This is a genomic window from Mycobacterium yunnanensis (assembly GCF_025823185.1).
GTDB classification, from domain to species: Bacteria; Actinomycetota; Actinomycetes; order Mycobacteriales; family Mycobacteriaceae; genus Mycobacterium; species Mycobacterium yunnanensis.
The window spans coordinates 249403-262194 of the sequence record NZ_JACKVK010000003.1; the positions used below are offsets into that span (position 1 = coordinate 249403).

Annotated in this window: 11 protein-coding genes; 6 read left to right on the plus strand and 5 right to left on the minus strand. The window is 69.3% G+C overall.

The genetic code is table 11. The features are described from left to right. Positions 1-22: 22 nt before the first annotated feature. Together H7K45_RS04920 and H7K45_RS04925 are read right to left on the minus strand one after the other, a co-directional pair. On the minus strand, positions 23-1609 hold the full coding sequence (locus tag H7K45_RS04920) for a class I adenylate-forming enzyme family protein (protein WP_263994651.1): 1587 nt from the start codon (positions 1607-1609) through the stop codon (positions 23-25). After that, positions 1606-2499: an AIM24 family protein gene (locus H7K45_RS04925; protein WP_263994652.1), complete on the minus strand. Its 894-nt coding sequence runs from the start codon at positions 2497-2499 to the stop codon at positions 1606-1608. Before H7K45_RS04925 ends, H7K45_RS04920 begins: the two co-directional genes overlap by 4 nt. Before the next feature lie 91 nt (positions 2500-2590). On the opposite strand from H7K45_RS04925, the gene H7K45_RS04930 reads away from it, so the two are divergent. Both H7K45_RS04930 and abmR read left to right on the plus strand, forming a co-directional pair. Next, positions 2591-2794 (plus strand): hypothetical protein, encoded by a 204-nt coding sequence (locus H7K45_RS04930; protein ID WP_263994653.1) that lies wholly within the window; start codon positions 2591-2593, stop codon positions 2792-2794. A 67-nt stretch (positions 2795-2861) separates the two neighbouring features. Beyond that, positions 2862-3404 (plus strand): ATP-binding transcription factor AbmR, encoded by a 543-nt coding sequence (abmR, locus tag H7K45_RS04935; protein ID WP_263994654.1) that lies wholly within the window; start codon positions 2862-2864, stop codon positions 3402-3404. Here the strand turns inward: abmR and H7K45_RS04940 are convergent. Both H7K45_RS04940 and H7K45_RS04945 read right to left on the minus strand, forming a co-directional pair. Then, positions 3401-5302 carry an ABC transporter ATP-binding protein gene (locus H7K45_RS04940; RefSeq protein WP_263994655.1) on the minus strand — a complete coding sequence of 634 codons (1902 nt, stop codon included), beginning with the start codon at positions 5300-5302 and terminating at the stop codon, positions 3401-3403. The genes abmR and H7K45_RS04940 overlap by 4 nt on opposite strands. Further along, positions 5299-7035: an ABC transporter ATP-binding protein gene (locus H7K45_RS04945; RefSeq protein ID WP_263994656.1), complete on the minus strand. Its 1737-nt coding sequence runs from the start codon at positions 7033-7035 to the stop codon at positions 5299-5301. The genes H7K45_RS04940 and H7K45_RS04945 overlap by 4 nt, the downstream gene beginning before the upstream one ends. A 117-nt stretch (positions 7036-7152) precedes the next feature. On the opposite strand from H7K45_RS04945, the gene H7K45_RS04950 reads away from it, so the two are divergent. Further along, complete coding sequence (locus H7K45_RS04950) at positions 7153-7731, plus strand: DUF3558 domain-containing protein (RefSeq protein WP_372512503.1); 579 nt, start codon at positions 7153-7155, stop codon at positions 7729-7731. 89 nt (positions 7732-7820) lie between these two features. Next, complete coding sequence (locus H7K45_RS04955) at positions 7821-8318, plus strand: DUF3558 domain-containing protein (RefSeq protein ID WP_263994742.1); 498 nt, start codon at positions 7821-7823, stop codon at positions 8316-8318. A gap of 66 nt (positions 8319-8384) precedes the next feature. On the opposite strand, the gene H7K45_RS04960 is transcribed toward H7K45_RS04955, so the two are convergent. Next, a complete protein-coding gene (locus H7K45_RS04960; RefSeq protein WP_263994657.1) occupies positions 8385-8888 on the minus strand; it encodes a SixA phosphatase family protein in 504 nt (167 codons plus the stop codon). Between the two features lie 114 nt (positions 8889-9002). Here H7K45_RS04960 and H7K45_RS04965 point away from each other — a divergent pair, with 114 nt between their 5' ends. Both H7K45_RS04965 and H7K45_RS04970 read left to right on the plus strand, forming a co-directional pair. Further along, the gene (locus H7K45_RS04965) at positions 9003-10151 is read left to right on the plus strand and encodes a metallophosphoesterase family protein (RefSeq protein WP_263994658.1); all 1149 of its coding nucleotides are present in this window, start codon (positions 9003-9005) and stop codon (positions 10149-10151) included. Beyond that, positions 10148-12769, plus strand: coding sequence for an AAA family ATPase (locus tag H7K45_RS04970; RefSeq protein WP_263994659.1), 2622 nt, complete (start codon positions 10148-10150; stop codon positions 12767-12769). Before H7K45_RS04965 ends, H7K45_RS04970 begins: the two co-directional genes overlap by 4 nt. Positions 12770-12792 lie beyond the last annotated feature (23 nt).

Here is a 12792-nt window from a genome sequence, read left to right on the forward strand (position 1 = left end):
GGGGGTATGGGTAGGCGGGCCGTCAGTCACCGGTGAACGTGGCCGCCAGCCGCTTCTTGTCGACCTTCTCCCCGGCCAGGGTCGGCAGCGGCTCCGCACGAATCTCCCAGCGCGTCGGGATCGCGAAGTAGGACACCACGCCGTCGAGGTGGCGGGCCAGCTCCTGCGGTGTCGGCGGCTCGGCCCCACCGTGATGGACCACGACGGCCACCAGTTCCTCGCCGAGATCCGGGTGGGGCACGCCGAGCGCGGCCACCTCGACGACGGCTGGATGGGTGGCGATCGCCGCCTCGACGTGCGGGCAGGCGATGTTCTCCCCGCCCCGGATGACGACGTCCTTGCTCCTGCCGTCGATGAACAGGTAGCCGTCCTCGGTGAGGTGCCCAAGGTCCCCGGAGTGCAGCCACCCGTCGGCGTCGACCGTGTCGGCGTTGACCTCGTCGTCGACGCCTGCGTAGCCGTTCATCACCGTGGGGGAGCGCGCGAGCACCTCGCCGACGCCGTCGGCGTCCGGATCGGCGATCCGGATCTCGACGACCGGGTACGGCCTGCCCACCGACCCGGGGTGCAGCACGAGGTCGCCGGCGTTGGCGACCGTGAGGAACCCGCCGGCCTCCGTCATGCCCCACGTGTTGCTCAGTCCGCGCTCGCGCAGCTTCGGCAGCTTGGTGCGGATTCGGTCGAGCAGTGCGGTGGTCACGGGTGCCCCGCCCAATGGCCACGACTTCAGGCTGGACAGGTCGCGCGAGTCGAAGTCGGGGTGCTCGAGGAGGCGAATTGCCATGGTGGGCACCGCTCCCCACACCTGAATGCGTTCGCGTTCGATCAGCTCCAGGATTTGCCCCGGGTCGAACCTTCCCTCCGTCATCACGATCTTGCCGCCGGTGAGGAAGTGGGTGAGCAGGCTCGAGAGGCCACCGACGTGGAACATCGGCGTCGTCGCCAGGCTGACCACCTGCGCCGAGCCGTCGTCGAGCAGATGTGGAAGCCGACCGGTACGCGCCATGATGTTCTGCTGGTTGCAGATCACCGAACGGCGGGACAGCTCGACGGCCTTCGGCATGCCCGAACTACCCGAGGTGAACAGCACCAGCGCGGGGGCGTCACCGTCGGATTCGACGACGGGGGAGTCCTCGACCGCGGGGCCGTCGAACACGGTGCGCAGGTCGCCGAGCGCGTCGACCGGCGCCCGCACGTCGAGCGCGGTGTCGCTGAGCACGTGCGCGGGCGCGAGAACGCCGACGGCATGGTCGATCTCGGCCGAGCTCCACCACCGGTTGGCCAGTACCGGCACCGCACCGGACAGCCACAGCGCCCACAGCGCCACCACCCACTCCGGGCTGTTGTAGCCGTGCACCATCACGCGGTCGCCGGCGGCGATGCCGAGGCCGGCGAGGTGCGCTCTCGCGCCGTGAACGGCAGCCCGGAAGCCGGCGAAGCCGACGCGGCGCTCGCCGTGCACGAGGAACGTTCGGTCCGTCCACACCTCGGTGCCTGCCATCAGCGCGGCGAAGTCACTCGGCGCCCGGTCGTAGAGCAGGCCGGGATGACCGCCGTAGGTGCTCTTCTGGACCTCGGTACCCCAGGTCGTCGGTGCCACGGCGGTCACGCCGGCGGAATCTGGATGCCCTCCGAGGGCTGCACGATGACGAAGCCCTGACCGTGGAACGCGACCTGCAGCGCCTCGCCGGAACCGCGGCCGATCAGCGCGCCCGCCTTGAAGCTGGTCTTCAACTGCGTCTGCAGGTTCGCCGACCAAGCCACCACGGCGTTGGTGTCGGCGTAGGTGGGGGCCTCCGCGGCGTCGAGCACCACCGGCGGCCCGTCGGTCGTCAACGCCACCCAGCCGGTGCCGCGCAGCGTGGTGTTGAACAACCCGCCGGTGGCGATGCTGCCGCCCTTGACCCGCTCGATGTTCCAGTTCAGGTTGGCGGAGAACGCCAGTACGTTCTTGCCGCTGATCGACAACCCGGAGTCGGTCAGGTGCAGCAGGTGGACGTCATGGGCGAGTTCGCCGAGGAACACGTCACCCCGGCCCTGGCAGCGCATCAGCGGGACGCCCTCGCCCGTGAGCGCCTTCTTGATGAACTTCGACGCACCGCCGCCCTCGAACGCGAAGTCCACGTCACCCTGATAGGCGACCATCGACCCCTGTCGGGCCATGAACGGCTCGCCGAGTCGAACGCGGAGCATCCGCGAATTCTGGTTGGCGATCGGCGTGGATTCCTTCTCGCTGAACCGACCGTCGACGAGATCGCCCGTGATACCGGCGAATCCGTCACCGGCGGGCTGGCCGGGGTCGTACACCGACGCCTGAGGCGGCTGGGTCTGGCCTTGGGCTTGGGCTTGGGCTTGCGGCGCGGGGGCGCCACCGAGCGGGGCCCGGCCTGGCTGACCCTGATGAGACACCTGGTCGGTCCATCCGCGACCGTCCCACCAGCGGTAGTCGAAGCGGCCCTCGGGATCGGGCTGCCAGCTTCCTTGTCCGGGTCCAGTCACCGTGTCACTCCTCGGGTCGACGTCGCATCTCCTGACCAGACCCTAGGCCAACTGCCTCTGGTGCCGGGGCGCGTCCTGGCATGCTGGGGCGATGTCCAAGGAGATCGACCCGGCCCGTGCCCGCAGTGCCGTCGAGGTGGTCAAACAGCATCCCGGAATGGTCCTGTTCCTCGCCTCGCCGGGGATCGTCGCCCTCGCCGCGGTGTGGTGGCTGGCGGGCCCGGGATGGGCGGTGTTGCTGCTGATCGCGTTGGTCGTCGGGGGCGGTGTCGCGGTCACGCGCAAGCTGCGCTGACGACCGTGCCCGTTCGCCCTGGGAGGATTCTGCTCCGTTCCATCTCTTACAAGGTAATCATGTAATCATGAAACAACATCACCGCGGCCGCCCCGGCGGCTGGCAACAGTCCCACCAGCCCGACGCCACCGACGCTCCCGAATGGATCGCCGGACGCCTACCCGAGGGCTGGTTCTCGGGTGACCCGACGGTCGTCGTCGACCGCGAGGAGATCACCGTCGTCGGGCACCTTCCCGACGCCGACGGCCAGGAGAGTGACGCCCGTGCCTCCGGTCGCGCCGCGCGCTTCCGGGAGGAGACCCGATCCGAGCGGATGCGGATCGCCGACGAAGCCGAGCACCGCTACGGCCGCAAGGTGGCCTGGGGCGTCCAGGTCGGGTCGGAACGAATCCTGTTCACCCACATCGCCGTACCGGTCATGACGCGTCTTCGTCAGCCGGAGCGGCAGGTACTCGACACGCTGGTCGACGCCGGCGTGGCCCGGTCGCGCTCCGATGCGCTGGCGTGGTCGGTGCGCCTGGTCGGCGAGCATGCCGACGAGTGGCTCGGCAAGCTGCGCGAGGCCATGACCACCGTCGACGACCTGCGCACCGAGGGCCCGAAGCTCTAGGCCTGGTTCATCTCCCAGTACTCGCCGTGGCGGGCCATCAGCTCGTCGTGAGTGCCGCGTTCGACGATGCGGCCGGCCTCCATCACCAGGATCACGTCGGCGTCGCGAATCGTGGAAAGCCGGTGCGCGATGATGAAACTCGTTCTGTCCCGGCGTAGTTCGGCCGTCGCCTGCTGAATCAGCAGCTCGGTGCGGGTGTCCACCGAGCTGGTCGCCTCGTCGAGGATCAGCAGGCTCGGCTGGGCCAGGATCGCCCTGGCGATGGTGATCAGCTGCTTCTCGCCCGCGCTGATGTTGCTTCCGTCGTCGGCGATGCGGGTCTGATATCCGTTCGGCAGGGTCGCGACGAACCTGTCGACGTGCGCCGCCCGGGCAGCCTCGACCACCCGCCGTTCGTCGGCGTCGGGGCGGCCGTAGGCGATGTTGTCGTAGATGGTGCCGCCGAAGAGCCAGGTGTCCTGCAAGACCATCCCGATGCTGGAGCGCAGGGCATGGCGGCTCATCGCGGTCACGTCCACGCCGTCGACCGTGATGCGACCGGAGTCGACTTCGTAGAACCGCATCAGCAGGTTCACCAGGGTCGTCTTGCCGGCCCCGGTGGGCCCTACGATCGCCACGGTGCTGCCCGGCTCGGCCACCAGTGACAGGTCCTCGATGATCGGCGTGCCGGGGCGGTAGGCGAACCCGACGTGCTCGAACGCCACCCGCCCCGGTCCTCGTCGCTCGGGGGCGGAAGTGGTGGGATCCGGTGTCTGCTCTTCGGTGTCGAGGAGCTCGAATACCCGCTCTGCACTGGCAATTCCGGACTGCAACGTGTTGTACATCGACGCCACCTGCGTCAACGGTTGGTTGAACTGGCGGACGTACTGAATGAAGGCCTGAATGTTGCCCAGCGAGATCTGCCCCGTCGCGACCTGCAGCCCGCCGACGACGGCGACCGCGACGTAGCTCAGATTGCCGACGAACGTCGTCGCCGGAGACACCAGCCCGGAGAGGAACTGCGCCCGGAAACTGGCCTCGTACACCTCGCCGTTCAGCTCCTGGAACCGCTCCTCGGCGATGGCGCGGTGCCCGAAGGTCTTGACGACGGTGAACCCGCTGTAGGTTTCCTCGACGTGGGCGTTGAGGCGCCCGGTGTTGCGCCACTGCGCCACGAACTGATCCCGGCTGCGACGGGCGATCGTGCGAGTCGCCCACAGCGACAACGGCACCGTCAACACGGTGATCGCGGCGAGCACCGGGGAGATCGACAGCATCATCGCCAGCACCGCCACGACGGTCAGGATCGAGGTCAGCAGCTGGCTGATGGTCAACGACAGCGACGACTGGATGTTGTCGACGTCGTTGGTGACCCTGCTCAGCACTTCACCGCGTTGGCGAGAGTCGAAGTACGACAACGGCAGTCGATGGACCTTGTCCTCGACGTCGGACCGCAGTGCCACCATCGTCTTCTGGATGATGACGTTGAGCAGGCGGGCCTGGATCCAGACCATCAGTGCGGCCACCAGATACAACAGCAGGGCCAGAAGCAGCGTGCGGCCGACGGCGCCGAAGTCGACGCCCCGTCCCGGCACCACGTCCATGCCGGACAGCAGGTCGGCGAACGTGCCGTCACCCCGCGCCCTGGCCGCCTCGACCGCCTGCTCCTTGGTGAGGCCGGCGGGCAGGCCGCGGCCGATCACACCACTGAACAGCAGGTCGGTGGCGTGCCCGAGGATCAACGGTCCCACCACGCCGATGGCGATGCCCACGACGCCGAGCAGCAGCACCGTGACGGTCGGAAGTCGTTGCGGCGTCAGCCTGTTCAGCAACCGCACCGCGGTGGCACGAAAGTCCCTGGACCGCTCGGTGGGTGCGTCGAGACCGGCGTTGAGCCTACGGCCGACCGGCCCGGTCACCGGCGGTCCCCCGTCGCGACGGCCTGAGAATCGGCGAACTCCGCGTACACGGGGCACTCGAGGATCAGCTCGTCGTGCGTCCCGACTCCGACGACGGCACCGTCGTCGACCACGACGATCTGATCGGCGTCCATCACCGTCGAGATGCGTTGGGAGACGATCACCACCGTCGACTCGGCGGACACCTCGGCCAGGGCGGCTCGGACCCGTGCGTCGGTCCGCACGTCGAGGGCGGAGAACGCGTCGTCGAAGAGGTAGACCGCCGGGCGACGAATCACCCCGCGGGCAATGGCCAACCGCTGCCGCTGACCACCGGAGAAGTTGATGCCGCCCTGGGCAACCCGCATATGCAACCCGTCGGGGTGGGCGCCGACGAAGTCGTCGGCCGCGGCGACCCGCAGCGCAGCCCACATCTCGTCCTCGCCGGCGTCGGCCTTGCCGTAGCGCAGGTTGTCGGCGACGGTTCCGGAGAACAGGTAGCCCCGTTGGGGAACCAGTCCGATCGTCGACCACAGGGTCTCGACGTCGTAGTCCCTGACGTCGACCCCGTCGACGGCCACGGCGCCCTCGGTGACGTCGAACAGTCGACAGATCAGGGAGATGAGCGTGGACTTGCCCGACCCCGTCGACCCCACCACCGCGGTGGTGGTGCCGGGCCGGGCACTCAGCGAGACTCGTTGCAGCACAGGGCGGTCGGCGCCCGGGTATCGGAAGCTGGCGCCGACGATCTCGACGGCGCCGCGGGCGACGGCAGGGCGGGTGGGTACCGCCGGACTGGAGATCGCGGGCGTGGTGGCGAGCACCTCGCTGATGCGCTCGGCACACACCGAGGCGCGCGGCAGCATCACCAGCAGCAGTGTCGCCATCAGCACCGCCATCAGGATCTGCATGAAGTAGGACAGGAAGGCGATCAGCGAACCGACCTGCATCTCCCCGGCGTCGATGCGCAGCCCACCGAACCAGATCAGCGCGACGCTGGAGAGGTTGATCACCAGTGTGGTGAACGGCAGCATGAGCGCTTGGAGGCGGCCGACGGTCATCGCGGTGTCGGCCAGCGCCTCGTTGGCCTCGCGGAACCTGGTGCGCTCGAACGGTTCCCTGGCGAAGGCGCGGATGACGCGGATGCCGGCCAGCTGCTCGCGCAGCACGCGGTTGATGCCGTCGATCAGTCGCTGCATGCGACGGAAGATCGGCAGCAGCTTCGAGACGATGATCCAGTTGGACAACCCCAACAGCGGCACGCTGACCATCAGCAGCCAGGACAGGCCGGCGTTCTGATGGATTGCCATGGCGATGCCGCCGACGCACATGATGGGTGCGGCGATGAGCATGGTGCAGGTCATCTGCAGGAGCACCTGGATCTGCTGGACGTCGTTGGTGGTGCGGGTCAGCAGCGTCGGGGCGCCGAAGCGAGCGGTCTCCTCGGCCGACAGCCCGACGACGTGACCGAACATCGCCGACCGCAGATCGCGGCCGAAGCCCATGCCCACGCGTGAACCGAAGTAGACGGCGCCGATCGCGCAGAGCACCTGCAGCGCGGTGACGCCGAGCATCATGGCGCCGAGTTCGACGATCCTGGTGGTGTCGCCCTTGGCAACGCCGTCGTCGATGATCGCGGCGTTGATCGTCGGCAGGTACAGCGACGCCAGCGAGCTGACCATCTGGAGCGCGGCGACGACGGCGACCGCCCCGCGGTAGGGCCCCGCATACCGTCGCAGCAACGCCCAGAGCATTCCGCAACTGTCGCACACCCGGGCCGCTGCGCCGACACCCGTGGATTTCCTTAGAAAGCTCCAGGTCAGTCGGCATGTCGGTGGTTGTGCCCAGAGGCTGCCGCTACAGTGTCGGGCGTGACGGGAAGACGCGGCCACCGCCTCGGCGGACGCAACACGAAGGCGCTGGCGCTGCTCGCGGCCGCCGTGATCGCATTGGTTGCGGCGTGTTCGGGCAGCTCCGACCAGGCCAGCGGTCCCGCCAGTTCGTCGGCACCCGCACCCGCGGGCGACGCCAAGCACGGAAACATGTTCCCCGAGTGTGGCGGCATCACCGACGAGACCATGGCGCAGCAGACCAAGATCAACGGATTGGTCAACACCGCCAAGACGTCGGTGGGCTGCCAGTGGCTGCTCGGCGGCGGCATCCTCGGTCCCCACTTCTCCTTCAACTGGTATCGCGGGAGCCCCATCGGGCGCGAACGCAAGACCGAGGAGCTGTCGCGCACCAGCGTGGAGGACATCAACATCGAAGGTCATGACGGGTTCATCGCCAAGAACGACGATCCCCAACTGGGCACCTCACTGTGCGAGATCGGCATTCAGTTCGACGACGACTTCATCGAGTGGTCGGTGAACTTCACCGAGAAGCCGTTCCCGGATGCGTGCGACGTCGCCAAGGAACTCACCCGCCAGTCGATCGTGAACTCCAAGTGAGCGCGCCTCGGTATCAGTTCCCCGGTCGCTACGCTCCTGCCCTCCGCCGGGTCCTGGCGGCGCTGGTCGCCATCCTCGCTACGATCACGATGCTCGTCGGTTGCTCGCGTGACGTCACGGGACAGGCCGTGAAGGCAGGTGCCGGGGGCGGCACGGCTCGCAACGACAACTCCGCGAAGACCTACCCCAACCTGCTGAAGGAATGCGACGTCCTGACCACCGACGTCCTCGCCAAGACCGTCGGTGCCGATCCGCTGGACATCCAGAGCACCTTCGTCGGCGCGCTGTGCCGGTGGCAGGCGCTCAATCCCGCGGGACTCATCGACATCACCCGGTTCTGGTTCGAGCAGGGCAGCCTCGACAACGAACGCAAGGTCGCCGACTTCCTGAAGTATCAGGTCGAGAGCCGCTCGGTCGCGGGCGTGCAGTCGATCGTGATGAAGCCCAACGACGCCAGCGGCGCATGCGGCGTGGCCAGTGACGCGGCCGGCGTGGTCGGGTGGTGGGTCAACCCGCAGGTGCCAGGCGTCGACGCGTGCGGCATGGCGATCAAGCTGATGGAGCTGACGCTCAACACGAACAACTAGCTAGCACCGACGAGCGCTCGCGCGAGGAGCCGACTAGCACCGACGAGCGCTCGCGCGAGGAGCCGACTAGCGCGGCACGTGGAAGTCGACGAGGGTCGCACCGGCTAGCTCGAGGTTCGACCACGGATGCGCGGTCGTCAGCACCGCGATCGCCGAGGTCGGGTACTTCTGCGTCATGCGTTCGAGTGCGTCCTGGTTCGATCCGGGCCCGGCGAGTGCGAAGGCCAGACTCGACGTCGTGGGCTCGTGGCCGACCACCAGCAAGCTCCGGACGTCGTCGGCGACGCCGTTGACCAGGTCGAGGACGATGCCGGGCCGGGAGTCGTACAGCGAGTCCTCGTACCGGGTGACGGCCTCGATCCCGGTGCGGGCCAACGTTTCACGGGTGCGGGTGGCCGTCGAGCACAGGACGGCGTCGACCGGCGCGACGTTGGCCCGGATCCACTCGCCGGCCAGCGCCGCCTCCCCGATGCCACGCGGGGCGAGCGGCCGGTCGTGGTCGGCCACCCCGTCGGGGTAGTCCGACTTGGCGTGCCGCAGCAGGATCAGGGTGCGCTCGGGGCTCGTCATCGACATCACGTTACCCACATGCCGACCGAGGTCCGCTGACTTGTCGGAGTGCCGACCTACACTCGCCATGCCCGTCAACACGACGACCCACGAGTAGAGAGCCGAGGAGTCCGGATGCGTTTCCTGCACACCGCCGACTGGCAGCTCGGCATGACTCGGCACTTCCTCAACGGCGAGGCGCAGCCCCGTTATTCGGCAGCGCGTCGCGACGCGGTCGCCAGTCTCGGTGCCGTCGCCGCGGAGACGGGCGCCGAGTTCGTCGTGGTCGCCGGAGACGTCTTCGAGCACAATCAACTCGCCCCACGCGACGTCAGCCAGTCCTTGGAGGCCATGCGGGCGATCGGCGTGCCGGTGTATCTCCTTCCCGGCAACCACGATCCGCTGGACGCGTCGTCGGTCTACACCAGCGCGCTGTTCACCGCCGAGCGGCCGGACAACGTCGTGGTCCTCGACCGCGCAGGAACTTTCGAGGTGCGCCCAGGGCTCGAGATCGTCGCGGCGCCTTGGCGTTCGAAGAAGCCGACCACCGATCTGCTCGGCGAGGTGCTCGACGGGATTCCCGCCGACGGCGTCACCCGGATCGCCGTCGGTCACGGGGGCATGGATCTCTTCGAACCCGATCGCGACAAGCCGTCCCTGATCCGGTTGGCGTCGGTGGAGGCGGCACTCGCCCGCGGCGCCGTGCACTACGTCGCCCTCGGCGACAAGCACTCTCGTACCCAGGTGGGGTCCACCGGTCGCATCTGGTACTCGGGATCCCAGGAGGTCACCAATTACGACCACGTCGAGCCCGATCCCGGCCACGTGCTCGTCGTCGACGTCGACGAGCACGACCCAGACCGCGGGGTTCGCGTCGACGCCCGGCGGATCGGTCGCTGGAAGTTCGTGACGTTGCGGCGATCCGTGGACGGCTCACGGGAAGTCGCCGACCTCGACATCAACCTCGACCAGTTGCCCGACAAGGAACGAACCGTCGTGCAGATCGCGTTGACGGGCACGCTGACGGTGACCGACAAGGCGGCGCTGGACGCCTGCCTGGACAAGTACGCGCGGCTGTTCGCCTCTCTCGGGACGTGGGACAAGGAGACCGACATCGCCGTGATGCCTGCCGACGGCGAGTTCGACGATCTGGGCATCGGTGGTTTCGCGGCCGCGGCCGTCGACGAGTTGGTGGCGACAGCGCGCACCGACACCGCGCAGGCCGACTCCGCGAGGGCGGCGCTGGCGCTGCTCCTGCGGCTGACCGAGCGGGGGGTGGCATGAAGCTGCACCGCCTGACCCTGCGCAACTATCGGGGCGTCGCCCACCGCGACGTCGAGTTCCCCGACCGCGGCGTGGTCGTGGTCTCCGGCGCCAACGAGATTGGCAAGTCCTCGATGATCGAGGCGCTCGACTTGCTGGTGGAGTCCAAGGACCGCTCGACCAAGAAGGAGGTCAAGCAGGTCAAGCCGACCAACGTCGACGAGGGCGCCGAGATCACGGCCGTCATGTCCACCGGTCCCTACCGGTTCGAGTACCACAAGCGATTCCACAAGCGGCCCGAGACGCGGCTGACCATCTTGGCGCCCCAGCGTGAGCAGCTCACCGGTGACGAGGCCCACGAGCGGGTGCTCGCCATCCTCGCCGAGACCGTCGATGCGGAGCTGTGGCAGGCGCAACGGGTCCTTCAGTCCGGTTCGACTGCCTCGGTGGACCTTTCGGGGTGCGACGCGCTGGCCCGCGCGCTCGACGCGGCGGCCGGCCAAGCGGTCACGACGTCCGGGTCCGAGCCGCTGCTCGTCGACCGGATCGACGCGGAGTACCGCCAGTACTTCACCGCCACGGGCCGTGCGGCAGGCCCCCTCGCCGCGGCGGTGGCCCGGGTGCGCGAGGCACGTGTGCAGGTCGAGCTGTATCAGGCCGCGGTCGACGAGGTGGACGAGGCCGTCGTCACCCACGCCGCTCTATCGGACGACGTGGTCCGGCTCTCGCAGCAGCGAGTGGCGGCCACGACGCGGCGGCGCGCGGCGGCCGAGGCGGCAGCCGCCGTCGCGCAGCTGGAAGACCGGCTGGCGAGCGCACGCGCACTGGCCGAACCGGCCGAGATGGCCCGCGTTGCATCGGAAGCCGCGCTCGGTGAGCGCCGCAGGCTGCGCGCCGACCTGACCGAGCGGACCGCGGTGATCGCCGAGCTCGACGCCGCGGTGCTGGCTGCCGCCGCCGACGAGGTCACCGCCGGCGAGGCTGCCGTCGCCGCCGCAGCAGCGGCGGACGTGGCGCGCGCCGAGGTCGCCGACGCGGCGGCCCACGTCGACGTCGTGCGCCGAACCGCCGACCGGATCGCCCACCGCGACGAGGCGACGCGGCTGGCCGCCACGCTGGCCAAGGTCGACGCCACCGCCGCGGAGCTCGCCGAGGTCGAGGCGGAGTTGGCTCTGATCTCGTTGACCGACGAGGTGATGCGCGACGTCGAGATGGCCGCCCTGGCGACCGAACGCGCGGCCTTCCAGGCCGAGCGTGCCTCGGCGCGTGTCGAACTCGACGCGGTGGCGCAGGTCGAGGTGCTGATCGACGGCCAGCCCGTGCAGCTCGAACCGGGGGTCGGGTGGACCCAGCACGTGACGACGTCGGCCACGTTCGAACTGCCCGGCGTGATGACGGTGCGGCTCATTCCCGGTGCGCCCGCGGTGGATTCGCAGGACACACTGGACAGGGCGCGCGAGATGCTGGCCGCGCTGCTCGAGGAGGCGGGCGTACCGGACGTGGCGGCGGCGAGGGTGGTCCACGCCCGCCGGCACGAGCTGTCGGCATCGGTGGGCCGGTTGCGCGCCATCGGCGAGGCGCTGCTGGGCGACGACTCCGTCGCCGACCTGCGCGCCCGCCTGACCGACCTGCAGGACCACCTGGCTGCGGCCGGCGCCGTCGACGACCCGGGCGCCGAGGTGATCCGCGCCGAGCTCGCAGCCGCGACCGACGCCCACCGACTCGCGCGGGCCCACGAGGAGGCCCAGCGCGAGGCCGCCACCGCCGCCACCGCCGCGGCGGTACGCGCCACCGGTGCCGCGACGGTGCTGCGGTCCAAGTTGGAGACCGCTCGCACCGAGGTCGCCAGTGCAGCAGATCGCCTTGCCCGCCAACGTGAGACGCAGTCCGACGACGATCTAGTCATCCAGGTCGAGGCCGACGCGGAGCGGGCCAAGGCAGTCGTGGCGGGAGTGACGGCGATCGAGGCAGAACTCGCCGCACTCGGCCCGGCGGCGGTGGCTGCCGAATTGGCCGATGCCGAGGCCGCCGCTGCCTCGCTCGACGAGCGCCACGCCGCGGTGACCGGTGACCTTCGCGAGGTGGCGGCGCAGCTGCGCGTCTACGGCACCGAGGGGCGACGGGGACGGTTGGACGCGGCGCTGACCGAGCAGGAGCGTGCGGCGGCCGAGCACGACGGCGTGCAGCGCCGGGCGGCCGCAGCACAGCTGTTGCACTCGGTGATGGCGCGGCACCGTGACCAGTCGCGCCTGCGCTACGTCGAGCCGTTCCGCACGGAGGTGGAACGGTTGGGCCGCATCGTGTTCGGCGTCGACTTCGAGGTCGAGATCGACGGCGACCTTCGCATCCTCAGTCGCACCCTCAACGGCTGCACGGTGCCGTTCGACTCACTGTCCGGCGGTGCGAAGGAGCAGCTGGGCATCGTCGCCCGTCTGGCCAGTGCGGCGCTGGTGGCCAAGGAGGACGGCGTGCCCGTGTTGATCGACGACGCCCTGGGCTTCAGCGATCCGGACCGTCTGGCCAGGATGGGCGAGGTGTTCGACGCCGTGGGCGGGGACGGACAGGTCATCGTGCTGACGTGCAGTCCGGAGCGGTACGCCGGGATCGTGGACGCGCAGCACCTCGAATTGAGCGCCTAGGCTCGCCGAGCTCAATACACTCA

What these genes read in the sequence shown, in the direction of transcription:
- H7K45_RS04930 (WP_263994653.1), top strand. Translation starts at nt 2,591, where the DNA reads ATGTCCAAGGAGATCGACCCGGCCCGTGCCCGCAGTGCCGTCGAGGTG.
- abmR (WP_263994654.1), top strand. Translation starts at nt 2,862, where the DNA reads ATGAAACAACATCACCGCGGCCGCCCCGGCGGCTGGCAACAGTCCCAC.
- H7K45_RS04945 (WP_263994656.1), bottom strand. Translation starts at nt 7,035, where the DNA reads ATGCTCTGGGCGTTGCTGCGACGGTATGCGGGGCCCTACCGCGGGGCG.
- H7K45_RS04955 (WP_263994742.1), top strand. Translation starts at nt 7,821, where the DNA reads ATGCTCGTCGGTTGCTCGCGTGACGTCACGGGACAGGCCGTGAAGGCA.
- H7K45_RS04960 (WP_263994657.1), bottom strand. Translation starts at nt 8,888, where the DNA reads ATGACGAGCCCCGAGCGCACCCTGATCCTGCTGCGGCACGCCAAGTCG.
- H7K45_RS04965 (WP_263994658.1), top strand. Translation starts at nt 9,003, where the DNA reads ATGCGTTTCCTGCACACCGCCGACTGGCAGCTCGGCATGACTCGGCAC.
- H7K45_RS04970 (WP_263994659.1), top strand. Translation starts at nt 10,148, where the DNA reads ATGAAGCTGCACCGCCTGACCCTGCGCAACTATCGGGGCGTCGCCCAC.